The 26925-nt window shown below is 75.3% G+C and carries 27 protein-coding genes; 20 read left to right on the forward strand and 7 right to left on the reverse strand.

The annotated features are described in order from the left end of the window. Positions 1 to 183: 183 nt before the first annotated feature. Together ACI794_RS09390 and ACI794_RS09395 are read left to right on the forward strand one after the other, a co-directional pair. On the forward strand, positions 184 to 2004 hold the full coding sequence (locus ACI794_RS09390; RefSeq protein ID WP_456602421.1) for a SpoIIE family protein phosphatase: 1821 nt from the start codon (positions 184 to 186) through the stop codon (positions 2002 to 2004). Between the two features lie 58 nt (positions 2005 to 2062). Beyond that, on the forward strand, positions 2063 to 3073 hold the full coding sequence (locus tag ACI794_RS09395) for a DNA topoisomerase IB (RefSeq protein ID WP_456581137.1): 1011 nt from the start codon (positions 2063 to 2065) through the stop codon (positions 3071 to 3073). Positions 3074 to 3133: 60 nt separating this feature from the next. Here the strand turns inward: ACI794_RS09395 and ACI794_RS09400 are convergent, their stop codons facing one another. Together ACI794_RS09400 and ACI794_RS09405 are read right to left on the reverse strand one after the other, a co-directional pair. Beyond that, positions 3134 to 3526, reverse strand: coding sequence for an STAS domain-containing protein (locus ACI794_RS09400; RefSeq protein ID WP_091933845.1), 393 nt, complete (start codon positions 3524 to 3526; stop codon positions 3134 to 3136). Positions 3527 to 3785: 259 nt separating this feature from the next. Next, on the reverse strand, positions 3786 to 4199 hold the full coding sequence (locus tag ACI794_RS09405) for a hypothetical protein (RefSeq protein WP_456581138.1): 414 nt from the start codon (positions 4197 to 4199) through the stop codon (positions 3786 to 3788). A gap of 192 nt (positions 4200 to 4391) precedes the next feature. Here ACI794_RS09405 and ACI794_RS09410 point away from each other — a divergent pair, with 192 nt between their 5' ends. From ACI794_RS09410 to ACI794_RS09440, 7 genes are all read left to right on the forward strand, one after another. Beyond that, the gene (locus ACI794_RS09410; RefSeq protein ID WP_456602419.1) at positions 4392 to 4967 is read left to right on the forward strand and encodes a DUF1360 domain-containing protein; all 576 of its coding nucleotides are present in this window, start codon (positions 4392 to 4394) and stop codon (positions 4965 to 4967) included. A 138-nt stretch (positions 4968 to 5105) separates the two neighbouring features. Continuing rightward, a complete protein-coding gene (gene ku / locus ACI794_RS09415; RefSeq protein ID WP_456616234.1) occupies positions 5106 to 6107 on the forward strand; it encodes a non-homologous end joining protein Ku in 1002 nt (333 codons plus the stop codon). 1 nt (position 6108) lies between these two features. Further along, complete coding sequence (gene ligD, locus ACI794_RS09420) at positions 6109 to 7077, forward strand: non-homologous end-joining DNA ligase (RefSeq protein ID WP_456616235.1); 969 nt, start codon at positions 6109 to 6111, stop codon at positions 7075 to 7077. Positions 7078 to 7111: 34 nt separating this feature from the next. Then, the gene (gene ligD / locus ACI794_RS09425; protein WP_456616236.1) at positions 7112 to 8044 is read left to right on the forward strand and encodes a non-homologous end-joining DNA ligase; all 933 of its coding nucleotides are present in this window, start codon (positions 7112 to 7114) and stop codon (positions 8042 to 8044) included. 51 nt (positions 8045 to 8095) lie between these two features. Further along, the gene (purU, locus tag ACI794_RS09430; RefSeq protein WP_456581143.1) at positions 8096 to 8977 is read left to right on the forward strand and encodes a formyltetrahydrofolate deformylase; all 882 of its coding nucleotides are present in this window, start codon (positions 8096 to 8098) and stop codon (positions 8975 to 8977) included. 191 nt (positions 8978 to 9168) lie between these two features. Beyond that, positions 9169 to 9657: a Fur family transcriptional regulator gene (locus tag ACI794_RS09435; protein ID WP_456616237.1), complete on the forward strand. Its 489-nt coding sequence runs from the start codon at positions 9169 to 9171 to the stop codon at positions 9655 to 9657. Then, entirely contained in the window at positions 9654 to 11315 is a 1662-nt protein-coding gene (locus ACI794_RS09440) for a catalase (protein WP_456602414.1), read from the forward strand. Before ACI794_RS09435 ends, ACI794_RS09440 begins: the two co-directional genes overlap by 4 nt. A 254-nt stretch (positions 11316 to 11569) precedes the next feature. Here ACI794_RS09440 and ACI794_RS09445 read toward each other — a convergent pair whose 3' ends face one another. Both ACI794_RS09445 and ACI794_RS09450 read right to left on the reverse strand, forming a co-directional pair. Then, the gene (locus ACI794_RS09445; RefSeq protein WP_456602413.1) at positions 11570 to 12517 is read right to left on the reverse strand and encodes a proteasome assembly chaperone family protein; all 948 of its coding nucleotides are present in this window, start codon (positions 12515 to 12517) and stop codon (positions 11570 to 11572) included. Positions 12518 to 12626: 109 nt separating this feature from the next. Next, entirely contained in the window at positions 12627 to 13934 is a 1308-nt protein-coding gene (locus ACI794_RS09450) for an AI-2E family transporter (protein WP_456616238.1), read from the reverse strand. Between the two features lie 89 nt (positions 13935 to 14023). Between ACI794_RS09450 and ACI794_RS09455 the strand changes: the two genes are divergently transcribed. The 11 genes from ACI794_RS09455 to ACI794_RS09505 all read left to right on the forward strand — a co-directional run bounded on the left by ACI794_RS09455 (position 14024) and on the right by ACI794_RS09505 (position 22165). Next, positions 14024 to 14491, forward strand: a complete 468-nt coding sequence (locus ACI794_RS09455) for a PPOX class F420-dependent oxidoreductase (protein ID WP_456581148.1) — start codon at positions 14024 to 14026, stop codon at positions 14489 to 14491. 38 nt (positions 14492 to 14529) lie between these two features. After that, positions 14530 to 15117, forward strand: coding sequence for a hypothetical protein (locus ACI794_RS09460; protein ID WP_456602411.1), 588 nt, complete (start codon positions 14530 to 14532; stop codon positions 15115 to 15117). Next, positions 15114 to 15632 carry a hypothetical protein gene (locus ACI794_RS09465; protein WP_456602410.1) on the forward strand — a complete coding sequence of 173 codons (519 nt, stop codon included), beginning with the start codon at positions 15114 to 15116 and terminating at the stop codon, positions 15630 to 15632. Before ACI794_RS09460 ends, ACI794_RS09465 begins: the two co-directional genes overlap by 4 nt. Positions 15633 to 15711: 79 nt before the next feature. Next, positions 15712 to 16257 carry a hypothetical protein gene (locus ACI794_RS09470; protein WP_456616239.1) on the forward strand — a complete coding sequence of 182 codons (546 nt, stop codon included), beginning with the start codon at positions 15712 to 15714 and terminating at the stop codon, positions 16255 to 16257. Positions 16258 to 16271: 14 nt separating this feature from the next. After that, complete coding sequence (locus ACI794_RS09475; RefSeq protein WP_456616240.1) at positions 16272 to 17024, forward strand: dienelactone hydrolase family protein; 753 nt, start codon at positions 16272 to 16274, stop codon at positions 17022 to 17024. Between the two features lie 41 nt (positions 17025 to 17065). Beyond that, positions 17066 to 17503, forward strand: a complete 438-nt coding sequence (locus ACI794_RS09480; protein ID WP_456616241.1) for a GNAT family N-acetyltransferase — start codon at positions 17066 to 17068, stop codon at positions 17501 to 17503. Between the two features lie 58 nt (positions 17504 to 17561). Further along, positions 17562 to 17960, forward strand: coding sequence for an ankyrin repeat domain-containing protein (locus tag ACI794_RS09485; protein WP_456616242.1), 399 nt, complete (start codon positions 17562 to 17564; stop codon positions 17958 to 17960). Between the two features lie 50 nt (positions 17961 to 18010). After that, positions 18011 to 19294 carry an AI-2E family transporter gene (locus tag ACI794_RS09490; protein ID WP_456616243.1) on the forward strand — a complete coding sequence of 428 codons (1284 nt, stop codon included), beginning with the start codon at positions 18011 to 18013 and terminating at the stop codon, positions 19292 to 19294. A 20-nt stretch (positions 19295 to 19314) separates the two neighbouring features. After that, positions 19315 to 20616: a 3-oxoacyl-ACP reductase FabG gene (gene fabG / locus ACI794_RS09495; protein ID WP_456616249.1), complete on the forward strand. Its 1302-nt coding sequence runs from the start codon at positions 19315 to 19317 to the stop codon at positions 20614 to 20616. A gap of 111 nt (positions 20617 to 20727) precedes the next feature. Continuing rightward, entirely contained in the window at positions 20728 to 21495 is a 768-nt protein-coding gene (locus tag ACI794_RS09500) for a crotonase/enoyl-CoA hydratase family protein (RefSeq protein WP_456581156.1), read from the forward strand. A gap of 46 nt (positions 21496 to 21541) precedes the next feature. After that, positions 21542 to 22165: an SGNH/GDSL hydrolase family protein gene (locus ACI794_RS09505; protein WP_456616244.1), complete on the forward strand. Its 624-nt coding sequence runs from the start codon at positions 21542 to 21544 to the stop codon at positions 22163 to 22165. Positions 22166 to 22169: 4 nt separating this feature from the next. Here the strand turns inward: ACI794_RS09505 and ACI794_RS09510 are convergent, their stop codons facing one another. From ACI794_RS09510 to ACI794_RS09520, 3 genes are read right to left on the reverse strand one after another with little or no spacing between them, the layout of a single operon-like run. After that, positions 22170 to 23336: a cation:proton antiporter gene (locus tag ACI794_RS09510; protein WP_456581158.1), complete on the reverse strand. Its 1167-nt coding sequence runs from the start codon at positions 23334 to 23336 to the stop codon at positions 22170 to 22172. 7 nt (positions 23337 to 23343) lie between these two features. Beyond that, positions 23344 to 23829, reverse strand: coding sequence for a cation:proton antiporter regulatory subunit (locus ACI794_RS09515; RefSeq protein WP_456616245.1), 486 nt, complete (start codon positions 23827 to 23829; stop codon positions 23344 to 23346). A gap of 25 nt (positions 23830 to 23854) precedes the next feature. Further along, complete coding sequence (locus ACI794_RS09520) at positions 23855 to 26701, reverse strand: FAD-binding and (Fe-S)-binding domain-containing protein (protein WP_456616246.1); 2847 nt, start codon at positions 26699 to 26701, stop codon at positions 23855 to 23857. Positions 26702 to 26925: the final 224 nt, after the last annotated feature.

Below are 26925 nucleotides of genomic sequence, written 5' to 3' on the forward strand. Positions count from 1 at the left end.
CCGCGGCGGTCCTACGTGTCGGGCGGCCCGGCCTCCGGTGGGGGCGCGGACCGGGCTCCCGGTCAGTGCACAAGGATGCTGCCTACCCGGCCCGCACCGACCGCAAAACGTGGCGCGGACCACGGGTTCTACGCCGCGGGACGCGGTTGCCGCCACCGGGGCCCTGCTGTTTGCTGGCCGGAGATGAGCACCGGTTCCGGCAGTCTGCCACCCCGTACCGACGGCGCCCTGGACGAGGGCTCCGCCGTGCTGCTCGCTGCCATGGAGAGCTCGCCCGACGCGCTGTTCTGCCTCGCGGCAGACGCCGCCGAGCCGCTGTGGGCCAACGCCCGCGCCCGGGGCCTGGAGGCGCGCCGCGGCGGCCTCCCCGAGCTCTCCGGTCGCCCGCTGGCCGACCTCGTCGACGCCGCGGTGCGCGCCGGCCGGACCGAGACCCTCAGCGGCGCGCTCGGCCCCGAAGGACCCATGGCGACGGCCACGGTGCGTCCCCTCGCGGTCGCCGGCGGGCCGGGTGCCCTCCTGGTGATCGAAGCGCTCGCCGCCGACGACGTCCACCGGGCGCAGCAGGCCTTGTTGCCGCCGTCGCTGCCGATGCTCCCCGACGTCGTGCTGTCCGGCAGCTACCACCGCGCCACCGAGATCTCGGCGGCCGGCGGTGACTGGTACGACGCCGTGCCGCTGGGCAAGGGGCGGGTGGCCCTGGCGGTGGGCGACGCCGTCGGGCACGGGGTGGCCGCGGCCGCTGCGATGAGCCGGCTGCGCGGCGCGCTGCGCTCGGTCCTGCTCGGCGACCCGGAGCCCGCAGCCGTGCTCGCGGCGCTCGACGCCTTCGCCGCCCAGATGGACGACGTCGAGGGCACCTCGGTGTTCTACGGCGTCCTGGACGCCGCCAGCGGGCGCCTGGTCTACAGCGCCGCCGGGCACCCCGCGCCGCTGGTGGTGGACGCGGGGGGCCGCAGCACGTTCCTGACCGTGACCCCCCGGCCCCCGCTCGGCAGCCTCCCCGGGGCTCCTGCCCCCCTGCACGAGGCGCAGCTGGCCCAGGGCGCCACCCTCGTGCTGTTCTCCAACGGCGCGGTCGCCGGACTCGACGAGCCCCCCGCCGAGGCGCTCGAGCGGCTCGGCTCCGCCGCCCGTGAGGCGCTGGACGAGCCCGGTGCCCTCGACGTCGAGGCGGCGGCCGGGCTCGCCGGGGCGATCGCCGAGGGCGTGCGCCGGCCGCACGGCTGGCTCGACGACGTCGCCGTCCTCGTCGCCCACCGGCGGGCCACCACCCACGAGGCGCTCCGGTTGGACCTGACGGCGGTGCCGGCGGCGCTGCCCGGCGTGCGCCGCCGGCTCAACGCCTGGCTGACCGAGCTGGGCATGGGGGAGCAGGACCGGGTGGGGGTCATGGTCGCCGTCGGGGAGGCCTGCGCCAACGCCGCCGAGCACGCCTACCGGGGCGCCGAGCCCGGCCCGATGTCGGTGACCGCGCAGGTCGACGTCGACGGCGTCCTCACCGTCACCGTCCAGGACGAGGGCACCTGGCGCCCGCCGGACCGCGACCCCGGCGACCGGGGGCGCGGGCTGCTGATCATGCGGCAGCTGGTCGACGGCGTGACCCTGACGGAGGACCACGGGACGACGGTGACGTTGAGCTTCCGGCTGCGGCGGACCCCGGACGAGGAGACCGATCCGCAGCGCGTCACCGACGGCGCCGACGTGGTGGTCGACCGCGAGGGCCCGCGCCCCGTCGTGCGGGCGGGGGGTGCCATCGACGCCGCCGCCGCCGAGCAGCTGCGCATCCGGATGCTGGAGGCCAGCCACGGCGGCGCCATCCCCATGGAGCTCGACCTCTGCGAGGTCGCCCTCTTCAGCAGCGCGGCGGTCCGCGTCGTGCTGGCCATGGCGCGCATCGCCCGGGACGAGTCGTGGCGCCTGGCGGTGCACGCCCCCGCGGGCGGCGTCACCCGCCATGTGCTGGAGATCAGCGGCCTGGACGGGCTGGTCGACCTCCGCTGAGCTGTGACCCTGCGTACCACGGCGTTTGCGGAACGCCTCCGGTGCCCATGGACGGTCCGTGAGACTGCGGCGCAGCGACGTGCACGGCCCCGGCTTCCGACGCCGCAGGGCCGGGCGCGGCTTCGCGTACTACGACACCGACGGCACCCTGATCCGGGACGACGAGCGGCTGGACCGCATCCGGTCGCTCGCCGTCCCGCCCGCCTGGAAGGACGTCTGGATCTGCCCGTGGCCCAACGGGCACATCCAGGCGACGGGGCTGGACGCCGCGGGACGGCGGCAGTACCGCTACCACGACGAGTGGCGCGCCCGCCGGGACGCCGAGAAGCACGAGCGCGTGCTCGAGATCGCCCGCCAGCTGCCCGATGTGCGCGACGCCGTGCGCGCGGGCCTGCGCAGCCGCGGTCTCAGCCGGGAGCGGGTGCTGGCCACCGCCATCCGGCTGCTCGACCTCGGTGCGTTCCGCGTGGGCAGCGAGCAGTACGAGGAGGAGAACGGCACCTACGGCCTGGCCACGCTCAAGCGCTCCCACGTCTCGGTGCGCGGCGAGCGGACCTTCTACTCCTACGTCGCCAAGGGCGGCATCGAGCGCGAGGTGGAGATCACCGACCGGCCGACCGCCACCGTCGTCCGCCAGCTGCTCGAGCGCCCCGCCGACGCGGGCGAGGACCTGCTCGCCTACCAGACCGAGGACGGCGAGTGGCGCGACGTCACGAGCGCGGAGATCAACGCCTACCTCAAGGAGATCAGCGGCGCCGAGATCTCGGCCAAGGACTTCCGCACGTGGACGGCGACCGTGCTCATGGCGGCCGCGCTCGCCGAGGCGCCCCCGCCGGCGTCGAAGACCGCCCGGAAGAAGCTGGTCAGCGCCGCGTACAAGCGGGTCAGCGAGCAGCTGGGCAACACGCCGGCGGTCTGCAAGGCCAGCTACGTCGACCCCCGCGTCGTCGACCGGTTCGAGCACGGCGAGACGGTCGCCGAGGCGCTGGGGGAGGCGGACGAGGCGGAGGCCGACCGGGACACCCAGAAGGTGCTCGAGCAGGCCGTCTGCCGTCTGCTCACCGCCTGAGCACGACGAAGGCCCCCCGGCGGACCGGGGGGCCTTCGTCGTGCTCGGGACGAGGCGTCGCTAGCGGGCGTCGGCGATCGTGAAGAGATCGATCAGGCCGGTCACCTCGAGCGGCCGGGTGACGGCGCGCGTGGTGGCGATGAGGCGCAGGGCGACCTCGCGGCTGCGGGCCGACTTCTGCGTCTCGACCAGGACGGCGAGACCGGCCGAGCCCAGGAACTGGACGCCGGACAGGTCGATCACCAGCTCACGCGGCTGCTGCTCGAGCTGGCTGTCGAGGGTCGAACGGAGGACCGGAGCGGTGAAGGTGTCCACCTCGCCGACGACCGTGACCGTGACAGCGCCGTCCTCGTCGGTGGAGGTCGACAGCGTGATCACGTCGTCGAAGGGTGCCTCGGTGCCCTCGGTCGACACGTCGGGCTGCCCCTCGGCGGGCAGGTCGGAAGTGGTCACGGACAGTGGCTCCTCTCGGCGGACCCGGACGACGGGCCGCCCGGACAATCTACCGCTCCGCGTCTCCGGGGGCCCGGGCCCCCGGCTCGCGGTGGTCGAACGTGTCGCGCACCGGGCCACCGGGCCCGGCACGTTGCGGCTGCCTGCTGAACCGCTGACCCAACGTAGACAACCTGCCGGGCGCGCGCCAACCCACCCCCCCGGCGGGCACCCGGTCGGGGCCACGGGGGGTGGGTCGGTGGTGCGTGGGGGGAGGGGCTCAGCCGTCTATGACGTGGACGGCGGACTCCTCGGGACCCTCACCCCCCACGGGGAGGTCCGCGGTGGCCTCCACGTCGTCGGCCGTGCGGTTGGTGCCGGAGTCGCTCTCGGGGGTGGTCGAGGTGTCCTGCTCCAGCTGGGCCTCCGCCCGCGACGGGTCCTCCGCCGGCCGGACGTCGAGCGCGTCGTCGGGCAGCTCCCGCTCCAGCCGGCCGGTGAGCGACTCGCCCTCGGACTGCTCCCGGGCGGTGGTGCCGAAGTCGGTGGTGGCGGTGGGCCGCTCGCCGGGCAGCGGCGCGAACTGGGGATCCTCCTTCCACGCCTGCGTGGGGGAGTCGTCCTGCGCCACCTCGGGGATGCCGTCGTCCTCGGGGAAGACGTCGCGCGCGGTCTGGCCCTCGGGCTGCGTCATGCGGTGCCTCCGTCTCTGCGCGGGGTGCGCGCGTGGTTCTCGCCGGCGTCGCACGGGGACGCCGCGCCGGTCGGGGGACCGGCGTCGGACTCCCGCCGTACCCGGGTGCCCGGCCGCCATGCGCCGGTGTGGGTCCTGGCACTGCCTCCGTGCGGGCGGCATGGTCGTGCGCCCGCCGGGTAGCGGGGGGCCATGGCGATCGCAGACGAGGTCCAGCGGGTCGGAGCACCCCTCCGCCGGTGGGCACGCACCCAGAAGCGCGAGTACACCCAGGGCGAGCCCCGGCCGCTGGCCGGGGACCTGGGGGCCATGGGCGTCTACGCGAGCCTGGTGGCCGGCGGCGCCGCGGCGGTGCGGGCCGCCGGCAAGCAGCTGCCCGACCGCATCCCGCCGGGCGACGTCGCGCTGCTGACCATCGCCACGTTCCGGCTGGCCCGCCGCATCGCCAAGGACCCGGTCACCAGCCCGCTGCGGGCACCGTTCGTGCGCTACGAGGGGACGTCCGGGCACGCCGAGGTGGCCGAGGAGGTGCGGGAGCACGGCGGCGTCAAGCACGCCGTCGGCGAGCTGCTGACCTGCCCCTTCTGCCTGGCCCAGTGGGTGGGGACGGCGTTCGTCTTCGGGTACGTGACCGCGCCCCGGGCCACCCGGCTGGCCGCGCTGACCATGACGACGGTCGCCGGCTCCGACGTCCTGCAGTTCGTCTACGACTCGATCCAGAACGGGGCGCTCGCGCCGGCGGACGACGGGGCGGCCGAGCAGGTGTGAGAGGTCCGCGGTCCTCCGTCGGGGGGACCCGGCGCGGCGTTCGCGCTGCCGCGGAGGGCGCCGCGGACCTATCCTGCGATCTTGACCCGGCTGCGGGTCCGGGACCGCCCATCGGAACGGGCGCGAGGGAGGGTCGGCATGCGATCGATCTGGCGCGGCGCCGTGTCGTTCGGCCTGGTCAGCATCGGCGTGAAGCTGTACTCGGCCACCGAGGACAAGGACATCCGCTTCCACCAGGTGCACGCCGCCGACGGCGGCCGCGTGAAGTACCGGCGGGTGTGCTCGGTAGACGGCGAGGAGCTGGAGTACTCCGACATCGCCAAGGGCTACGAGCTGCCCAGCGGCGAGGTGGTGATCCTCACCGACGAGGACTTCGAGGAGCTGCCGCTCAGCACCCGCCGGGAGATCGAGGTCCTGGAGTTCGTCGACCAGGGCGAGATCGACCCGATCATGTTCGAGAAGACCTACTACCTGGAGCCCGACGGCCCCGCGGCCCGCCCCTACGTGCTGCTGCGCGACGCGCTGGAGAACGCCGGCCAGGTGGCGATCACGAAGATCGCGCTGCGGCAGCGCGAGTCGCTGGCGGCCCTGCGCGTGCGCGACGGCGTCCTGGTGCTGCACACGATGCGGTGGCCGGACGAGATCCGGCGCCCCGACTTCGCCTTCCTCGACGAGGACATCTCGGTGCGGCCGCAGGAGCTGACGATGGCCGAGGCGCTCATCGGCTCGATGACCACCGAGTTCGACCCGACGCAGTTCACCGACGACTACCGCGAGGCGATGACCGCCCTGCTGGAGGCGAAGCAGAGCGGCGGCGAGGTGGCCCAGCCGGCGGCCGAGGCCCCGGACGACGGTGCCGCCGTCGTCGACCTGATGAGCGCCCTGCGCCGCAGCGTCGAGCGGGCCCGGGGCGGCGCGGCGGACGACGCCCCCGCCGAGCCGGCGAAGAAGGCGACGTCCGCGCGGAAGGCCGCGCCGCGGAAGGCGGCGGACGACACGGGGGAGAAGGCGCCGGCGAAGAAGGCCGCCGCGAAGAAGGCCGCCCCCCGGAAGGCGGCGGCCACCCCGGCGAAGAAGACGACCGCGCGGGCCGCCGGCGGCGACAAGCCACCGGCCAAGCGGGCCCGCCGCAGCGCCTGAGGTGGCGGCGCCCGAGCCGGCCGACCTCCCGCTGCCGATGCTCGCCGTCCCCGGGGAGATGCCCGCCGAGGACGACGGGTGGGGCTTCGAGTTCAAGTGGGACGGCGTCCGGGCGGTCGCCGGGGTGCGCGACGGGCGGCTGACGCTCGCCTCGCGCAAGGGCGGCGACATCACCGTCCGCTACCCCGAGGTGGCGCGGCTCCCGGAGACGCTGGCCGCTCGCGACGCCGTCGTCGACGGTGAGGTCGTGCTGATGGACGCCCGGGGGCGGCCGGACTTCGGCGCGCTGCAGAGCCGCATGCACCGCACCGGGCCGGAGGTGCCGCGCCTGGCGGCGGCGGCGCCGGTGAGCTACCTGGTCTTCGACCTGCTCGCCCTCGACGGCACCGACCTGCGCTCGCACCCCTACGCCGAGCGCCGGGAGCTCCTCGACGAGCTGGCCCCGGCCGGTGGCCGCTGGGTGCTGACGCCCTGGTTCCCGGGTCAGGGCGCGGAGGTGCTGGCGGCGAGCGAGGAGAACGGCCTGGAGGGCGTCGTCGCCAAGCGGCTGCGCTCCCCGTACCGCGAGGGGGTCCGCAGCCCCGACTGGCGCAAGGTCAAGAACTTCCTGACCCAGTCGGTCGTCGTGGGCGGGTGGCGGCCCGGGCAGGGACGGCGCGCGGGCACCATCGGCTCACTGCTCGTCGGCGTGCCGGACGAGGACGGCCGGCTGGTGTACGTCGGGCACGTGGGCACCGGCTTCGGCGACCAGGACCTGCGCGACCTGCAGCGGCTGCTCACCCGGCGGCGCACCCCGCCCTTCGACGGCCACCTGCCCCGCGAGGTCACCCGCGACGCGCACTGGGTGGAGCCCGACCTCGTGGGCGAGGTGGCCTACGCGGTGTGGACGGCGGAGGGCCGGCTGCGGCACCCGATCTGGCGCGGCGTCCGGGACGACCTCGAGCCCGATGACGTGGTGCGGGAGTCGTGAGCACCGTGAGCGGAGCGTCCCGCGGGAGCGAACCATGAGCCCCGCCAAGCAGCTCGTCGAGATCGGCGGCCGGCGGCTCGCGGTGTCGAACCTGGAGAAGGTGCTCTTCCCCGAGGTCGGCTTCACCAAGGCGCAGGTCATCGACTACTACGTGCGGATCGCGCCGGTGCTGCTGCCGCACGTGGCCGGTCGCCCGGTGACCTTCACCCGGTGGCCCGACGGCGTGGAGGGGCCTGCGTTCTTCGAGAAGAACAGCGCCCGGCACGCCCCGGACTGGGTGCGCCGGGTGACGCTGCCGAGCCCGGGCAGCTCGCGGGGGCGCGAGACGCTCGACATGGTCCTGCTGGCCGACGTCCCGGACCTGGCCTGGGCGGCGAACCTGGCGGCGCTGGAGGTCCACGTGCCGCAGTGGCGGGTCGACGACGACGGGGTGGCTCAGCTGCCCGACCTGCTGGTGCTCGACCTGGACCCGGGGCCCGAGACCGGCCTGTACGAGTGCTGCCTCGTCGCCGAGCGCCTGGGGGAGCGGCTGGAGGCCGACGGGCTCGATCCGGTGGTGAAGACGTCGGGCTCCAAGGGCATGCAGGTGTACGCGCCGATCGAGACGCCCGGTGACCGGGAGCACCCGAGCCGGTACGCGAAGAAGCTGGCGCAGGAGTTGTCGGCCGAGACGCCCGACCACGTCGTCTGGCGGATGGAGAAAGCGCTGCGCCCGGGCAAGGTCCTCATCGACTGGAGCCAGAACAACCCGGCCAAGACGACGGTGGCGCCGTACTCGCTGCGGGCGCGGGCGGGGGCGACGGTCTCCACGCCGATCGGCTGGGACGAGGTCGACGCCGTCCGCGACGGCTCCCTCGACCCGGCCGAGCTGCGCTTCACCACCGACCAGGTGCTGGCCCGCGTCGAGGAGTACGGCGACCTGTTCGACGTCGCCGGCGCCGTGCGCGCATCCCTCCCCGGGGTGTGAGCGGCCGCCCCTCTCCGGGGGCGCCGGCCCGGCTCTGGGACGATTCCGGCCATGTCCGCCGCTGGTCAGCTCGATCCCCGCACCGCCGACCTGGGACGGCTCGTCGTCCGCTGCCCCGACCGTCCGGGGATCGTCGCGGCGCTCAGCGGTCTGATGGCCGACGTCGGCGCGAACATCACCGAGTCCCAGCAGCACTCCTCCGACCCCAGCGGCGGCATCTTCACCCTGCGGCTGGAGTTCGTGCTGGCCGACCTCGCCGGCCGGCGCGCCGAGCTCGAGGAGCGGCTGGGCGAGCTCACCCGCGCCTGGCGGCTCACCTGGCGGCTGGTCGAGGCCGCGCACCGCCCGACCGTCGCCGTCTTCGTCAGCCGCACCGACCACGTGCTGCAGGAGCTGATCTACCGGGTCCGCGCCGGTGATCTGCGGGCCGACATCACCGCGGTGGTCAGCAACCACCCCGACCTGGAGCCGGTGGCGGCCGCGGCCGGCATCCCCTTCCACCACGTGCCGGTCACGCCGGGCGCCAAGGCCGAGGCCGAGACGCGGGCGCTGGAGATCGTGGGCGACGTCGACCTGGTGGTGCTGGCGCGCTACATGCAGATCGTCTCGCCGGAGTTCTGCGCGCGGTTCCCCGAGCGGCTGATCAACATCCACCACAGCTTCCTGCCGGCGTTCGTGGGCGCGAACCCGTACCAGGCCGCACACGACCGCGGGGTGAAGCTGATCGGCGCCACCGCGCACTACGTGACCGCCGAGCTGGACGCCGGGCCGATCATCGAGCAGGAGGTCGCCCGCGTCGACCACCGCGCCACGGTGGAGGACATGCGGCGGGTCGGGCGCTACGTCGAGCGGCAGGTGCTGGCCCAGGCGGTGACGTGGCACGTGGAGGACCGGGTCATCGTCGAGGGCGACCGCACCATCGTCTTCGCCTGACCACCACGCCCCCGTCCGCGCGATGATCAGGTGACCTGATCGCGCGGTGTCCTCCCTCGTGGTGCACGGTGAGGGAGGACGCTCGATGATCAGGGAGGCTGATCGTCGGGGCGGCGAGGCCCGGCCGTCTTCACCCACAGTGGACGCCCTTTTCTTGACTGACTCAAGAAAAGGGCGTTGGATGGATCCCGATGGAGACGACCTGGGCGCACCAGCTGCGAGAGGCAGGGCTGCGCGTGACGCGTCCCCGCCTGTCGGTGCTGAGCGTGCTGGCCGACCGTCCGCACGCGGACGCCGAGACGATCGTGACCGGCGCCCGCGTGCTGCACCCGTCGCTGTCCCCGCAGGCCGTCTACGGCGTGCTCAAGGCGTTGGTCGCCGCGGGGATCGCCCGCCGGATCGAGCCCGCGGGTGCGCCCGCGTTGTTCGAGCTGCGGGTCGGCGACAACCACCACCACCTGGTCTGCCGCTCGTGCGGCGCGGTCGCTGACGTCGACTGCACCGTGGGCGCAGCCCCCTGCCTGGCCCCGTCGGACACGGCCGGCTTCGTCGTCGACGAGGCCGAGGTCGTGTTCTGGGGCCTGTGCCGGACCTGCCAGGACCGCGGCCGCAGGGTCGCGGACGCCACCGAACCTGAGCGGCTCGAAGAGCACGGAATCCGAGGAGGAACGAGAGCATGACCGACGTCGCATCGCAGGGCACGGCGCCCAGCCAGGCCGACAAGCCGGTCCTGACCAACCGTCAGGGCCACCCGGTCTACGACAACCAGAACCAGCGGACGGTGGGCGCCCGGGGCCCCGCCACGCTGGAGAACTACCAGTTCCTCGAGAAGATCAGCCACTTCGACCGGGAGCGGATCCCGGAGCGCGTGGTGCACGCCCGCGGCGTGACCGCCTACGGCTACTTCGAGGCCGACGGCACCGTCGGCGACGAGCCGATCGCGACGTACACCCGCGCGAAGCTGTTCCAGGAGAAGGGCAAGCGCACCGACGTCGCGCTGCGCTTCTCGACCGTGGCCGGTGGCCGCGACTCCTCGGAGATGGCCCGCGACCCGCGCGGCTTCGCCGTGAAGTTCTACACCGAGGAGGGCAACTGGGACCTCGTCGGCAACAACCTGGGCGTCTTCTTCATCCGGGACGCCATCAAGTTCCCCGACTTCATCCACTCGCAGAAGCCGGACCCGGTCACCTTCGAGGCCAACGTCGCCGAGCGCGCGTTCGACTTCTTCAGCCAGACCCCCGAGGCCATGCACATGGTCTCGCTGGTCTTCAGCCCGCGTGGGCTGCCGGCGTCCTACCGGCACATGCAGGGCTTCGGCGTGAACACCTACAAGTGGGTCAACGCCCAGGGTGAGACCGTCCTGGTCAAGTACCACTGGCTGCCCAAGCAGGGCGTGAAGTCCTACACCGCCGCGGACGGTGCCGCCGTCCAGGCGCAGACCCTCGGTGCGCACACCAAGGACCTCTACGACTCGATCGCCGCCGGCGACTTCCCGTCGTGGGAGCTGCACGTGCAGCTCATGAGCGACGACGAGCACCCCGAGCTCGACTTCGACCCGCTGGACGACACCAAGGTGTGGCCGGAGGAGGTCTTCCCGCTCCGCAAGGTCGGGACGATGACCCTGAACCGGATGCCCGAGGACTTCTTCGCGGAGAACGAGCAGATCGCCTTCGGCACCGGCGTGCTGGTCGACGGGCTGGACTTCTCCGACGACAAGATGCTGGTCGGCCGGACGTTCTCCTACTCCGACACCCAGCGCTACCGCGTGGGGCCGAACTACCTGCAGCTGCCGGTGAACCGCCCCAAGGTGCCGGTGAACACCAACCAGCAGGGCGGCCCGATGTCCTACGGCCGCGACAACGTGGGCGCCAACCCGCACGTCAACTACGAGCCGTCGATCACCGGCGGGCTGCGCGAGGCGACCTACCCCACGCACGACGAGCAGGGCCCGGTCATCAACGGCCGGCTCACCCGCAAGCGGATCCCGCGGACCAACGACTACAAGCAGGCCGGCGAGCGCTACCTGCTCAGCGAGCAGTGGGAGAAGGACGACCTGGTCACCAACCTGGTCGGCGCCCTCCAGCAGTGCCGCCGCGAGATCCAGGAGCGGATGGTCTGGCACTTCTTCATGTGCGAGGACGAGTGGGGGCAGCGCGTCGGTGACGCGCTCGGCATCACCGCCGACGACGTCCGGGGCCTGCCGCCGCTGCAGACCCAGACGCTCACCGAGGAGGAGCAGCAGCGCGCCGCCAACCTCGGCAAGAACGGCCCGCGCGACGTGACCGGCCTGGTCATGACGCACTGCGTGCCCAACGAGCGGGTCGTCGTCGCCGGCTGATCCTCGGGCGACACCAGCACCACCGCGGCGGGCCGCGACCGGATCACCGGTCGCGGCCCGCCGTGCGTCGTCCGCCGGTCCCGACCCCGCGGCCAGGTGCGCCGCGGGCCGGCCGAGCAGGTCCGGCCGGCGGCGTCCTCCCTCACCGCAGCGCGTCCACCCTCACCGCACACCGCGAGGGAGGACACGCCACGATCAGGGAACCTGATCCCGGCCCGGGGCGCGCGGGGTCGCTGGGCCGGCGACGAGGGGGCTCACTCCCGGCGGCGGTCCTGGTCGGCGAGGAACCGCTCGAACTCGGCGCCGATCTCCTCGGCGCTGGGCACCTCGCCGGTGCTGCCGAGCAGGTCGGTGCCCTCGCGGGCGGCGGTGAAGGAGTCGTACTGCTGCTCGAGGGCCGCGACGACGGCGACGTTGTCGGCCGACCGCGCGATCTGCGCGTCGACCTCGGTGCGGTGCAGCTCGGCGGCCTCGCGCAGCGCCTCGGTGGGCAGCCGCAGGCCGGTGAGCTGCTCCAGGTTCTCGAGCAGCGCGAGCGACGCGGCGGGGTAGGTGGCCTGCGCCAGGTAGTGGGGCACGTGGGCGGCCACCCCGAAGGCGTCCACCCCGGCCTCGCCCATGCGCAGCTCCAGCAGCGCCGAGACGCTGCCCGGGATGCGCAGCTCGCCCCAGTAGACCGGGTAGGACTCGATCAGCTGCCGGCGCGTGGCGTGGGCGGTGACGGTGACCGGCCGCGTGTGGGGGACCGGCATCGGGATCGCCTGCAGCGCGGCGACGGAGGTGACGCCGAGCCGCTCGACCAGCCCGCCGACCGCGGCGACGAAACGCTCCCAGGCGTAGTCGGGCTCGGCGCCGTGCAGCAGCAGGAACGGCGCGCCGGCGTCGTCCTCGACGGCGTACAGCAGGATCTCCGGCGCGGTGAAGGCTTCGTAGCGGTCGGCGTTGAAGGTCATGCGTGGCCGGCGGGCCCGGTAGTCGACGAGGCTGTCGACGTCGAAGCGGGCGATCACCTCGTGCGGGAGGCCGGCCAGCAGGTGGGCGCCGGCGAGCGTGCCGGCGGAGGCGGCGTCGAAGTCGCCGGCCAGGTCGTGCACCAGCACGAGCCCCTGCCGCTCGGCCGCGTCGCCGACCGCCGCTTCGCGGGCGAGGAACGGCTCCGCCGCCGGGAGCAGCTCGACCAGGTCGTCCGGTCGCTGGGCCACGGGGCACCTCCTGTGGGGGTCGTGCGGCGTGACGGCGGGTCACACCTCGCCCGGTAGAGCCGCCGGGCGCACCGCCGCATTCCCGGTGGGGTGCGCCCGGCCGCCCTGTTCAGCGGTTCGCCGTCTCCTGCCGGCCCTCGCGCCCGTCGGCGTCCTGGCCCGCGGGCTCGGCGACCGGCTCGCGGGTCAGGTGGGCGCCGACCTCGTCGGGGACGATCTGCGCCCGCGTGCCGTCGGGGAGGATCTCCGGCGACTTCCCGTCGAGCTGGTCACGCGCGTAGCGGTAGGCGACGGCGATGAGCGCGGTGACCGGGACCGCGAGGAAGGCGCCGACGATGCCGGCCAGGCTGGCGCCCGCGGTCACGGCCAGGATGACCACGGCGGCGTGCAGGTTCAGCCCCCGGCCCTGCAGGATCGGCTGCAGGATGTTGCCCTCGATCTGCTGCACGAGGATCACGATGCCGAGCACGATCAGGGCCGTGGTGAGGCCGCTGTCGACGAGGGCGATCAGCACCGCGAAACCGCCGGCGACGAAGGCACCGATGATCGGGACGAAGGCGCCGAAGAAGGTCAGCACCGCCAGGGGCAGGACCAGCGGGACGCCGAGGATCCAGAGCCCGAGGGCGATGAAGAAGGCGTCGAAGAACCCCACCAGGGCCTGCTGCCGGATGAACTCCGACAGCGTCGACCAGGTCTTGTAGGAGAGGGCGGCGACGTGCGGGGCGGCCGGGGGGCCGGTCTGCGCGGCGAGCCACGGCACCCAGCGGGGGCCGTCCTTGAGGAAGAAGAAGGTCAGCACCAGCGCCAGCACCAGGTTGATCAGGATCCCGCCGATCGCGGTGGCCCCGGTGACGGCGTAGGAGGCGATGTTCTGCGCGTTGCCCTGGATCGAGTCGATCGCCTGGTCGACGGCGGTGCCGATCTGCTCCTGGCCGAGGTTGAACGGCGGGCCGGTCAGCCACTCCTGCAGCTGCTGGAGGCCCACGCTGACCCCGTCGGCGAGCTCCTCGACCTGCCGGACGACGGGGGGCGCGATCAGCGCGATGATCCCGCCGAAGGCGGCGAGGAAGGTGAGCAGGACGGTGAGGGCGGCCAGGGCTGCCGGCCAGCCGTGGTTGCGCAGGAAGCGGGTGGGCGGCCACAGCACGGTGGTGAACAGCAGGCCCAGCACGACCGGCAGCAGGACGACCCAGAGTTGTCCGACGACCCAGCCGAGGACGTACACACCGCCGACGATCAGCAGCAGCTCGGCCGAGGCGACGGCCACGGCCCGGCTCGCCCGGTGCAGGCGTTCCCCGCGCTCACGGGTGGGGGCGGGGGCGTGCGTGGCCGGCTGGACACCGGCCTCCGGCGTCGGCTGGTCGGGCTCGACGTCGTCGGGGGTCCCGTCCGGCGGCGGGTCGGTGCGACCGGGCAAGCGGATCCTCATGCACCGATCTCAACACAGATGTGCGCGACCGACCGGGCAGGAAACGATCATCACACCCGCGTCGTAGCGTGCGCGTCATGCCGAAGATCGCGACCGCCGACCGGGTCGACCGGGAGTCCCTGCTGGAGTTCCTCCGCCCACGGCACCGGGCGGTGCTGCTCACCCGACGTCGCGAGGGGGGCGTCCAGCTCTCCCCGGTCACCTGCGGGGTGGACGCCGAGGGGCGGGTGGTCGTCTCCACCTACCCCCAGCGGGCGAAGGTGACCAACGCCCGGCGCGACCCCGCGGTCTCGCTGTGCGTGCTCTCCGACGAGTGGGACGGTCCGTGGGTGCAGCTCGACGGGGAGGCCGAGGTGCTCGAGCTGCCGGAGGCCCTCGAGCCCCTGGTCGAGTACTACCGGTCCATCAGCGGGGAGCACCCCGACTGGGCGGAGTACCGCGCGGCCATGCAGCGGCAGGGGAAGGCGCTGGTCCGGGTGACCGTGACCGCGTGGGGCCCGATCGCGACCGGCGGCTTCCCCGCCGAGGTGGCCGACAAGCTCTGAGACTTGCACGCGGAGGTGAAAGGTGTAAGTCTTTCGCGATGGTGTACGTCCTGACCGTCGACCAGCGAGGCAGCCGGCGCGGGCCCGACCGTGTCGCCGACGTGCTGGCCGAGCTCAACGCCGGCGTCGGCGCGGTGCTGGCCTTCGAGCGGACGGCGGGGGACGAGTTCCAGGGTGTCCTGGGTGAGCCGGAGACGGCGGTCGACGTCGCCCTGCGGCTGGTCCGGCTGGGCGGGTGGAGCATCGGCATCGGCGCCGGGGCCGTCCAGCACCCGCTGCCTCCCAGCACCCGGGCCGCGGCGGGGCCGGCCTTCCTGTGCGCCCGGCGTGCCGTCGACGCGGCCAAGCAGCGGTCGGTGCGCCTGGCGGTGCGCGGGGCGGTAGCCTCCGACGCCGCCGATGCGCAGGCGGTGCTCGGTGCGCTGGCGGTCCTGGTGGGGCGCCGCAGCCGGCAGGCGTGGGAGGCGATCGAGCTGGTCGAGAGCGGGCGGACCCAGGCCGAGGCGGCCGAGGCGCTGGGGATCACCCGGCAGGCCGTGGGCCAGCGCCTGAGCGCCGCGTCCTGGGACCTCGAGCGCGAGCTGCGGCCGACGGCGGCCCGGCTCCTGGAGAGGGCGGCCGGATGACCGTCGCGGTCCTCGTGCTCCTCGCCCTGGTCTGCGTGACCGGGCTGGCCCTGGCCCTCCGCGGCGAGCGGGCCTCCGTCGCCACCGGCGCGATCGCCCTGGTGGGCGCGCTCGCGGTCGCCGCCGCGTTCGCCTGGCCGGCCACGGGCGGGGCGGGCGCGGCGCAGGCCGGCGCGGCGCTCGCGGCGCTCGCCGCGGTCACCGGTGGCGGTCCGGTGGCGACGGCGGTGCTGCACGCCGCCGACCCCGCCGCCGCCGGGGTGTCGGGCGGGCCGCAGGATCCCGAGATCCTCCGGGGCGGGGCCTGGATCGGCGTGCTGGAGCGGGGGGCGATCGCCGCCACCCTCCTCGTCGGCTGGCCCGAGGGGCTCGCCGTCGTCCTCGCCGTCAAGGGGCTGGGCCGGTTCTCGGAGCTGCGCGCGCCGGCGGCGGCCGAGCGGTTCATCGTGGGCACCCTGGCCAGCGGGCTGTGGGCCGCCGGCTGCGTCGGGGTCGCGGTCCTGCTCCGCGGCTGACCGGGGCACACGCCGAGCGGGCTGTGCCGTACGGAGGGAAGACTGGGGCCCCGTCGCCGTTCCCGCCCCTGGAGGCCTGGTGCCCGAGTCGCGTGCCCCCGGTGGCGCCCGCAACCCCGACCTGCTGACCGTCTACTGCAACGACCACCTCGCCGCGGCCACCGGCGGCGTCGAGCTCGTCACCCGCATGCTCGGCCACCACCGCGGCGGGCCGCACGACGACGCGCTCGCGGAGCTGCTCGACGAGCTCCGCGAGGAGCGCGCCGCGCTGCTGACGACGATGCGTGCGCTGGGGGTGCCGGTGCGCGAGTACAAGCAGGCCGTGACATGGGCGGCCGAGAAGCTCGGCCGGTTCAAGCTCAACGGGCGGCTCTTCACCCGCTCGCCGCTCAGCGACCTCGTCGAGTGGGAGTTCATCGCCACCGCGGTGGTGGCGAAGCGCGCAGGGTTCGAGACCCTGCGCGCCCTGGGCGAGGTGGACCGACGCGTCGACGTCGAGCTGTTCGAGCGGCTGATCCACCAGGCGGACCGGCAGCACGACTGGCTCGTCGTAGTCTGCCGCGAGGTGGCGGCCTCGGTCCTCGGCGGCCGGGTGGAGACCGCCGCCGGCGACGCCGACGCCTGACCGGGAGGACGACGATGTGCCACGACCACGACAGCCGACCGCCGGCCCCTCCGCGCAACGGCCCGGTGCGCGAGCGCAGCACGACCACGCTCACCGCGGCCGACGGCGCCTCCTTCACGGCCGCCACCGCGCTGCCCGAGGGGACCGCGCGCGCGGGGGTGGTCGTCCTCCCCGACATCCGCGGGCTGCACCCCTACTACGTCGCCCTGGCCGAGCGGTTCGCCGAAGCCGGGCTGGCCGCCGTGGCGATCGACTGGTTCGGGCGGACCGCCGGGGTGTGCGCCGACGGCGTCCGGCCCGAGGGGTTCGACTGGCAGGCGCACATCCCGCGCACCACGCCCGAGGGGATCGACGCCGACGTCACCGCCGCGATCGCCCACCTCCGCGACCGGGCCGGCGCGGAGCTGCCGGTGGTCACGGTCGGCTTCTGCTTCGGCGGCAGCCACGCGTGGCGGCTGGCCGGCGGCGACCTGGACCTGGCCGGCTGCGCGGGCTTCTACGGGCGCCCGGCGCTGGTGGGGGGCGCCGCCGACCGGGCGCACCTGCCCACGGTCATGCTGGTCGCGGGCGCCGACACCGTGACGCCGCTGGAGGAGCAGCGGGAGCTGGCCGAGCGGCTCCGGGCGGCCGGGGCGGAGGTGGACCTCGCCGTCTACGACCGAGCGCCGCACTCGTTCTTCGACCGCTCGCACGGCGAGTGGGCCGACGCCTGCCGGGACGCGTGGGAGCACGTGCTGGCCCTCACCGACCGCGTCGCCCGCCGGTGACCCCGCCCGCCTGGGGCGCGTTGCCCGGAACGGAGGTGCGAGTGCGCGCGGCGACCGCCGACGACCTCCCGGCCCTCGTCGCGCTCCTGGCCGACGACCCGCTCGGCCGTCGGCGCGAGCGAGCCGCCGATCCGGCGCCCTACCGGGCGGCGTTCCGGCGCATCGAGGAGGACCCGGCGCACCTGCTGGCGGCCGCCGTCGACGGGGCGGACGTCGTCGGCACGCTGCAGCTCTCGCTCGTGCCGGGGCTCTCCCGCGGGGGCGCGCTGCGCGGGCAGATCGAGGGCGTGCGGATCCGCTCCGACCGGCGCGGCGGAGGCCTCGGCGCAGCGCTGCTGACCTGGGCGGTCGCCGAGGCCGGCCGGCAGGGGTGCGCGCTGGTGCAGCTGACCAGCGACCTGGCCCGGCCCGACGCGCACCGGTTCTACGCGCGGCTCGGCTTCGTCCACTCGCACGCGGGCTACAAGCTCGCGCTCTGACCTGCCGGCCGACGGGGGTGCGGGCCCGGTCACCGCCGAGGTGCCTACGCTGGGTCGGGTGAGCGGCCAGCCGATCGACCCCGGAGTCATCGAGCTCGCCGGGCGGGTCTTCGACCTCGCCCGCGGCGGGCACACCGGCGAGCTCGTCGCCTACCTCGACGCGGGCGTGCCGGCGAACCTCACCAACGACAAGGGCGACACCCTGCTGATCCTCGCGGCCTACCACGGGCACGGCGACACGGTGGCGGCCCTGCTGGCGCGCGGCGCCGACCACGGGCGGGCCAACGACAGGGGGCAGACGGCCCTGGCCGCGGCGGTGTTCAAGCAGTCGGCCGAGACGGTCGAGGCGTTGCTCGCCGCCGGCGCCGATCCCGACGCGGGCGGACCGAGCGCCCGGGAGACCGCGGCGTTCTTCGACCTGCCGGCCATGACCGCGCTGCTCGACGCCCGCAGCTGACGGGCTCGGCGGAACCGGTGCGGCCGCGGGCGACGGAGGGGGAGGCGGGCGTGGCAGCAAGTCCCGGGCAGCCGGCGACCGGCGAGCTGATCCCGCCGGCGGAGCAGAGCGCCCCGCAGCCCGCCGGGGTGGAGCCGGTCGTGCCGCTGCCGGCCCCCGAGCCGGGCCTGCCGCGCTGGCTGCTGCTGGTGGGCGGCGCGGCCGCCGCCACGATCGCCGTCGCCGGGCTGCAGGCGGTCGCCTGGCTCGTCGCGCCGGTCTTCCTCGCCCTGGTCGTCGTCGTCGCGCTCACCCCCGTGCAGCGGTGGCTGCGCCGCATCGGCACGCCCCGCTGGCTGGCGACGACGGTGCTGCTCCTGCTCGTGTGGGCGGTGCTGCTCGCCTTCGTCGCCCTGCTGGTGGTCTCGGTGGCCCAGTTCGCCGCGCTGCTGCCCGACTACGCCGACCGGGCCCAGATCCTGATCAACGACGTCGTCACCGACCTGAACAGCCGGGGGATCGTCTCCGGTCAGCTCTCGGACCTCGTCGAGCAGATCGACTACGGCTCCCTGGTCGGGCTGGCCACCGACCTGCTGAGCCGGCTCACCGACGCGGCGACCACACTGGTGCTCCTGCTCTCGGCGCTGGTGTTCATGGCCATCGAGAGCAGCGGCTTCGGCCGGCGGCTGGCGCTCATCGGTGCCGAGCGCCCGCACCTGCCGGTGGCCCTGGGCCTGTTCACCCGCGGCACCCGCAGCTACCTGCTGGTGAGCACGGTGTTCGGGGCGATCGTCGCGGTGGGCGACACCATCGCCCTCGCGCTGCTCGACGTGCCTGCCGCGCCGCTGTGGGGGCTCCTGGCGTTCATCACCAACTACGTGCCCAACATCGGGTTCCTGCTCGGGGTGGCGCCGCCCGCCGTGCTGGGGCTGCTCGCCGGCGGCTGGGGCGACTTCGTCGCGATCCTGGTCGTCTACTCGCTGCTGAACTTCGTGGTGCAGACCCTCATCCAGCCGCGCTTCGTCGGCGACTCGGTGGGCCTGTCCATGACGGTGACGTTCGTGGCGCTCCTCTTCTGGGGCTGGGTCCTCGGCGCCCTGGGCGCGCTGCTCGCCATCCCGCTGACCCTCCTGGTCAAGGCCCTCATGGTGGACGTCGACCCGCGGGGGCACTGGCTGGACGCGCTGCTGCGCGAGGAGCCGCGCGCCCCGCGGACCACGCGCGCCCGGCGGCGGATGGCCGACCGCCACGCCGCGCTCGCGTCGATGCGGCGCCTGCACCACCACCCCTCCCGCCGGTCGGGGGCGGCCGACGCGGAGCACGAGGAGACGCCGACCCCGGCGGGGCGGTCCTGACCGCGCAGGAGCTGGTCGTCCTGGTCGGCCTGCAGGGGAGCGGGAAGAGCACCTGGGTGGGGGCGCACCTGGCCGGCACCCACGTCGTGGTCAGCAAGGACCACTGGCCCAACGCCCGGCGTCGCGAGGCGCGCCAGCAGCGGGTCGTCGCCGAGCTGCTCGCCGCCGGGCGCAGCGTCGTCGTCGACAACACCCACCCCGCGCCGGAGGACCGTGCGCCGCTCGTCGCCCTCGCCCGGGAGGCGGGGGTTCCGGTGCGCGCCGTGTGGCTGGACACCCCCGCGGAGGTCTGCCTGGCCCGCAACGCCGCCCGCACCGGCCGGGCCCGCGTGCCGCTGGTGGGCCTGCACGCCACCCGGGCCCGGTTCGTGCCGCCGTCGGTGGACGAGGGCTTCGACCGGGTGGACGTCGTCCGGCACGCTCCGCCGCGGGCCGGGTCGGACCATGTGACGGCGGCCGCAACCGGCGGCCGTAACGTGTCGGGCGCAGCTCGCCGCGCACCGGGGCCGTCCGCCCCGGTGACTGCAGGCATCCGAGACGAAGGGAACGACATGACCGAGGCAGGCACCACGGCATCCCGCGTGGCCATCGTGACCGGCGCGGCCCGTGGCATCGGCGCGGCGACCGCCCAGCGGCTGGCGGCCGACGGCTTCGCCGTCGCCGTCCTGGACCTGGACGAGGGCTCGGCCAAGGGCACCGTCGAGGCGATCGAGGCCGCCGGCGGCCGCGCGTTGGCCGTCGGAGCCGATGTGAGCGACTCCGCGCAGGTGGAGGCCGCCGTCGAGCGCATCGCCACCGAGCTGGGCGCGCCGACCGTCCTGGTCAACAACGCCGGCGTCCTCCGCGACAACATGCTGTTCAAGATGTCCGACTCCGACTGGGACATCGTCATGAACGTGCACCTGCGGGGTGCCTTCCTCATGACCCGCGCGGCGCAGAAGCACATGATCGACCAGAAGTGGGGTCGGATCGTGAACCTGTCCAGCACCTCGGCGCTGGGCAACCGCGGCCAGGCCAACTACTCCACGGCCAAGGCCGGCCTGCAGGGCTTCACCAAGACGCTCGCGATCGAGCTGGGCAAGTTCGGCGTCACCGCCAACGCCATCGCCCCTGGCTTCATCGAGACCGAGATGACCAAGGCCACGGCCGAGCGCATGGGCATCCCGTTCGAGGACTTCATCAAGGGCGCCGCCTCGCAGATCCCGGTGGCCCGCACCGGCAAGCCCGAGGACATCGCGCACCTGGTCTCGTTCTTCGTGAGCGAGGGCGCCGGCTTCGTCTCCGGCCAGGTCGTCTACGCCGCCGGCGGCCCGAAGGCCTAGAAGGACCCCGCTGCAGCCCCTCACCAGGGGCCGTTCCACCCTCACGACGGGCCGGGCTGCCTGACCGGCGGCCCGGCCCCGTGCCGCACCCGCACCGTTCCCGGAGGTCCCGTGCCCGAGCAGTCCGTCCTCGTCGAGCGCCGCGGCGCGGTGCAGGTCATCACCATCAACCGTCCGGAGGCGCGCAACGCCCTCGACGGCGACGTCGCCCGGGCGGTCGCGGCCGCGGTCGACGAGCTCGACTCCGACGCCGACCTGCGGGCCGGGGTGCTCACCGGGGCGGGCGGGACCTTCTCCTCCGGGATGGACCTCAAGGCCTTCCTCCGCGGCGAGAGCCCCGCGATCGAGGGCCGGGGCCTGTGCGGCATCACCCGCACGCCGCCGCGCAAGCCGCTCGTCGCCGCCGTCGAGGGCTGGGCCCTGGCCGGGGGCTTCGAGCTGGTGCTCGCCTGCGACCTCGTGGTGGCCGGCCGCGGCGCCCGGTTCGGGGTGCCCGAGGTGAAGCGCTCGCTCGTCGCCGCCGGCGGGGCCGCGCTGCTCCTCCCGCAGCGGGTGCCGCGCGCCGTCGCACTGGAGCTGCTGCTGACCGGGGAGCCGGTGGACGCCGAGCGCGCGGCGGCGGTCGGGCTGGTCAACCGGGTGGTCGAGGACGGAACGGCGGTCGAGGCGGCCGTCGCCCTCGCCGAGGTCATCGCCGCGAACGGCCCGCTCGCGGTCGCCGCGACCAAGCGGGTCGTGCTCGAGGCGCCCACCTGGCCGGCGGAGGAGGCGTGGGAGCGGCAGGAGCAGGTCGTCCGGCCGGTGTTCGGCTCCGAGGACGCGCGGGAGGGCTCCACCGCCTTCGCCGAACGCCGCCCGCCGGTGTGGCGCGGGCGCTGAGCCGTCGCAGCGGCATACCGGGGCGGTCCGCGTCGTTCCGCCTGACGTGGACCGCTCCGCTCTCCGACTGCTCGTCCTCGGTGACTCCCTCGCCTTCGGCACGGGTGCCGCCCGTCCCGCCGACGCCCTCGGCCCGCGGCTGACCCGCGCGCTGACCGACGACGGGTTCGACGTCGACCTGCACGTGCTCGCCGTCCCCGGGGCGGTCTCGGCCGGGCTCGCCGACCAGGTGCGCCGAGCCCTCCCGCTCTCGGCCGACCTCGCCGTCGTGGTCATCGGCGCCAACGACCTCGCCCGCTTCGTCCCCGCCGAGCAGGCGGCGGCAGCGCTCTCGGCCGCGGTGACCGCGCTCCGGACCGCCGGCACCGACGTCGTGGTCGTCCCGGCGCCGGACATGTCGATGGTCCCCTTCGTACCGCCGGCCCTGCGGGCGCTGGTCCGGGGCGCCTGCGCGGTGCTCCAGCAGCGGCAGTCGCACGTCGCCGCCGGCGGCGGCGCCACGGTGGCCACGGTGGCCGCCGAGGTGGCGCGCGCCTTCTCGGCCGACCCGGCGCTCTTCTCCGCCGACCGCTTCCACCCCTCCTCCGCCGGCTACGCGCGCATCGCCGAGGTCCTCACCCCGTACGTCCTGGACGCGGCCCGCGCCCGGCGGGCGGACGCCGCGGCGTGACCGCTCAGGCGGGTGACGGGGCGCGCACCAGGCGGGCGGAGAGCGGCTCGACGAAGCGGGTGAGCACCGGCCCGGTCACCGCCAGCACCAGCACGTAACCGGTGGCCACGGGGCCGACGGCCGGGATCCCGGCCGCGACGGCCAGCCCGGCGATCACGATGGAGAACTCGCCGCGGGCCACGAGCGCGGTCCCGGCGCGGAGCCGGCCCGGGACGGCGACGCCGTCCCGCTTCGCAGCGAACCACCCGGTGCCGATCTTCGTCGCGGTGGTGACGGCGGCCAGCGCGAGCGCCGCGGGGAGCACCGGGACGATGGCCCCCGGGTCGGTGGCCAGGCCGAAGGCGACGAAGAAGGTGGCGGCGAACAGGTCGCGCAGCGGGCCGAGGATCGCGCGGGCGCGCTCGGCGAAGGTCGCCGGCAGCGCCAGCCCGACGAGGAACGCGCCGACCGCCGCGGAGGCGCCCATCGCCTGGGCGGCCCCGGCGACCAGCAGGGTGAGCCCGATCAGCCGGAGCATCACCTGCTCGTCGTCGTCGTGCGAGAGCAGCCGGCCCAGCCGGTGCCCGTGCCGCTGGGCGGCCAGCAGCACCAGCAGCACCGCGCCCACCGCCAGCCCGACGCCGGCGACGGCCGACATCGGGCCCTGGCCGGCGAGGGCGACCACCAGCAGCGGCAGGAACAGCGCCATGGCGAGGTCCTCGAGCACCAGCACCGAGAGCACCGCCGGGGTCTCCCGGTTGGTCAGCCGCCCGAGGTCGCCGAGCAGCCGCGCGATGATCCCCGACGACGAGATGTAGGTGACCCCGCCCAGCGCCAGCGCCCCCTGCCACGGCAGCCCCAGGAGCAGCCCGGCGACGAACCCGGGCGGGCCGTTCAGCACGAGGTCCACCAGCCCCGACGGCGCGTGCCGGCGGAAGGACGCGAACAGCTCGGTGGCGGAGAACTCCAGGCCCAGGGTCAGCAGCAGGAGGACGACGCCGATCTCCGCGGCGGCCTCCAGGAACGGCGCGGCGTTGTCCATCGGCACCACGCCGCCCTCGCCGAGGGCCAGCGCCGCCAGCAGGATGAACGGGATGGGGGAGAGGCCCAGCCGCCGGGCCAGCAGCCCGAGCGCGGAGAGGCCGAGGAAGAGCAGCCCCAGCTCGAGGAGCAGGGCGGCGACGTGGTCCACCGCCGCTCTACTCGTGACCCGCGAGCCGCCGGTCCAGCTGCTCCAGCCCGGCCGCCGAGCCGATGGCCACGAGCACGTCGCCGGCGAAGAGCCGGTCCGCGGGCGAGGGGGAGGGGACGACATCGGCGCCGCGGACGATGGCGACCACCGAGCAGCCGGTCAGCGTGCGCGCGCGGGTGTCGCCCAGGGTGCGGCCCGCGAACGGTGACCCCGGGCGGACGGTGATCCGCCCGGACTCCAGCCCGGGCACCTCGCGGGAGAGGTCGGCGAACCGCTGAGTCAGCCGGGGGGCACCCAGCACCTCGGCGACGGCGTCGACCTCCTCCGGGTCCAGGCGGATCGTCTCCCGCGCCTGGTCGGGATCGCGCCGGTCGAACACCGCGATCTCCGCGCCGCCCTCCCGCTGGACGACGATGCCGATCAGCTGCCCCGACCGGGTCCTCATCTGGTAGCGGACGCCGACGCCGGGCAGCAGGGTCTCCTCGAGCTCCACGTCCGGCATCGTCGCAGACCCGCTCTCAGGCCAGCCGCTCCGCCAGCAGCTCGGCGAGGTGCCGGCCGCGCCGGCCGGCGAGCTGGTCGAGCTGGGTGCGGCAGGAGAAGCCGTCGGCCAGGACGACGGCGTCCTCGGGCAGGTCGCGCACGGCCGGCAGCAGCTGCTGCTCGGCGACGGCGACGGAGACGTCGTGGTGCCCGCGCTCGACCCCCCAGTTGCCGGCGAGCCCGCAGCAGCCCCCCAGCCGGGTGACCCGGGCGCCCGCGCGCTCCAGCAGCCGGGCGTCGGCCGACCAGCCCAGCACCGAGGTGTGGTGGCAGTGCGGCTGGGCGACGATCTCCAGGCCGTCCAGCGACGGCGGCGTCCAGCCGGGGGTGTCGCGGAGCAGCTCGGCCAGCGTGCGGGTCGCCGCGGCCACCTGCTCGGCCTCCGCCCCGCCGACGAGCTCCAGCGCCTCGCCGCGCAGCACGGCGGTGCACGAGGGCTCGATGCCGACGACCGGCACGCCGGCGGCGGCGAGCGGGGCGAGGGTGCGCACGGTCTGCCCCAGGATGCGGCGGGCGGCGTCGAGCTGCCCCGTGGTGATCCAGGTGAGCCCGCAGCAGGTGTCGGCGCCGGGCACCTCGACCCGGTAGCCGGCCGACTCGAGCACCCGGACCGCGGCCTCGGCGACCTCCGGGGCGAAGTGGTCGGTGAACGAGTCCACCCACAGGGCGACCCGCGGCCCGTCGCCGGCCGCGGTCCGCCCGGCCCACTGCTGCCGGAAGGTGCGCGCGGCGAACGCCGGCACCGGGCGGCGCTGGTCGATCCCCGCGCTCCACTTGGCCAGCGGGCCCACCAGCGCGGAGCCGAGCATCGCGTTCACCAGGCGGGGGGCCCGGGCCACCAGGTCGGACCAGAACGGCAGCCGGCCCAGGGTGTAGTGCGAGCGCGGCCGCAGCCGGCGGCGGTAGGACTGGTGCAGGACCTCGGCCTTGTAGCTGGCCATGTCCACGCCGGTCGGGCAGTCCGACGAGCACCCCTTGCAGGACAGGCACAGGTCCAGCGCCTCGTGCACCTCCGGCGACCGCCAGTCCTTCACCGGGCCTCCGGGCGCGAGCATCTCCTGCAGCACCCGGGCGCGGCCCCGGGTGGAGTCCTTCTCCTCCCGCGTGGCCGGCCACGACGGGCACATGACGCCGCCGGAGGCCTGGAGGTCCGCCCGGCACTTGCCCACGCCGGTGCAGCGGTGCACCGCGGCGGAGAAGTCGCCGCCGTCGTGCCGGTAGGCCAGCGCGAGACCCTTCCGCAGGGGCGGGGCGGCGGCGATGCGGATGTCCTCGTCGAGCGGCGCCGGGCGCACCAGGACGCCGGGGTTCAGCACGTCGTCCGGGTCGAAGACGGCCTTGACCCGGGCGAAGAGGTCCAGCGCGGCGGGGGAGTACATGTGCGGCAGCAGCTCACTGCGCGCCCGCCCGTCGCCGTGCTCGCCGGAGAGCGAGCCGCCGTAGCCGGCGACGAGCCGGGCGGCGTCCTCGACGAAGGAGCGGTAGGCCGACCGGCCGCGGTCGTCGCCCTCCCCGAACGGGAAGTCGATGCGGACGTGCACGCAGCCGTCGCCGAAGTGCCCGTAGGGGACGCCCTGCAGACCGTGGCCGTCGAGCAGCGCCTCGAAGCCGCGCAGGTAGGCGCCCAGCCGCTCGACCGGGACGGCGGCGTCCTCCCAGCCGGCGTGCGCCGGGCGCCCGTCGGAGGTCCGGTTGGCCAGCCCCGCGCCGTCCTCGCGGATCCGCCAGATCGCCGCGGCGTGCGCCGGGTCGGTGACCACCATCGAGTCGACCGCGCCGGCGTCGGCCAGCACGCCCCGGGCCTTTGCCTGCACCTCCGCCTCGGTGTCGCCGGTCAGCTCCACGATCAGCCACCCGTCACCGCGCGGCAGGTCGGGGACGACCGCGGCGGGGACGTCGCGCAGCCGCTGCACGATCCGCTGGTCGAGCCCCTCCACGGCGGTGGGCTCGTGGGGCAGGAGGCCGGGGGTGGCGTCGGCGGCGTCGGCCATGCTCGGGTAGCCGAGCACCACCAGGCCGCGGACCGGGGCGTCGGTGACCAGCCGCACCGTCGCGCCGAGGACGACGGCCAGCGTGCCCTCGCTGCCGACCAGGGCGCGGGCGACGTCGAAGCCGCGCTCGGGCAGCAGGTGCTCCAGCGAGTAGCCCGAGACCTGCCGGCCGAAGGTGCCGAGCTCGGTCCGCACCGTGGCCAGGTCGCCGGCGACGAGCCGGTGCAGGTCGGCGAGCACCCCCGGCGCGGGCTCGGTGCCCGGGCCGAGCCGCAGGCGCGCGCCGGTGCCGGTGACGACGTCGAGGCCCACGACGTTGTCCGACGTCCGGCCGTAGCCCAGGGCGCGGGAGCCGCAGGCGTTGTTGCCGATCATCCCGCCGATCGTGCAGCGGTTGTGCGTGCTCGGGTCCGGGCCGAAGCGCAGCCCGTGCGGGCGGGCGGCGGTCTGCAGCGCGGACTGGACGACGCCGGGGTCCACCGTCGCCGTGCGTGCCTCCGGGTCGACCTCGTGCACGCGGGACAGGTGCCGGCTGGTGTCGATCACCACGCCGGCACCCACGGCGTTGCCGGCGATCGACGTCCCCGCCCCCCGGGCGGTCAGCGGCACGCGGAGGGAGCGGCACACCTCCAGGGCGGCCACGATCTCGTCGGGGTGGCGCGGCCGGACGACGGCCCGGGGCAGGACGCGGTACAGCGACGCGTCGGAGGAGTAGAGGGCGCGGGCCAGCCCCGAGTCGTCGACGTCGCCCATCCCGGCGCGGCGGAGCTCGGCCGCCACCGCCCGGCCGTCGTCGGTGCGCGTCGTCGTGTCCGCGGCCGGTGCGCTCATGCCGCCGAGTCTGGCTCGCCGCTCGCGGGCGGGCGCGCCCGGCCCCCTCCCGGACCCGGGGACGGGGGGGGGGGGGGGGGGGGGGGGGGGGGGGGGGGGGGGGGGGGGGGGGGGGGGGGGGGGGCGGGGGGGGGGCGGGGGGGGGGGGGGGGGGGGGGGGGGGGGGGGGGGGGGGGGGGGGGGGGGGGGGGGGGGGGGGGGGGGGGGGGGGGGGGGGGGGGGGG

The sequence above is a fragment of the Blastococcus sp. SYSU DS0541 genome (genome assembly GCF_054050875.1).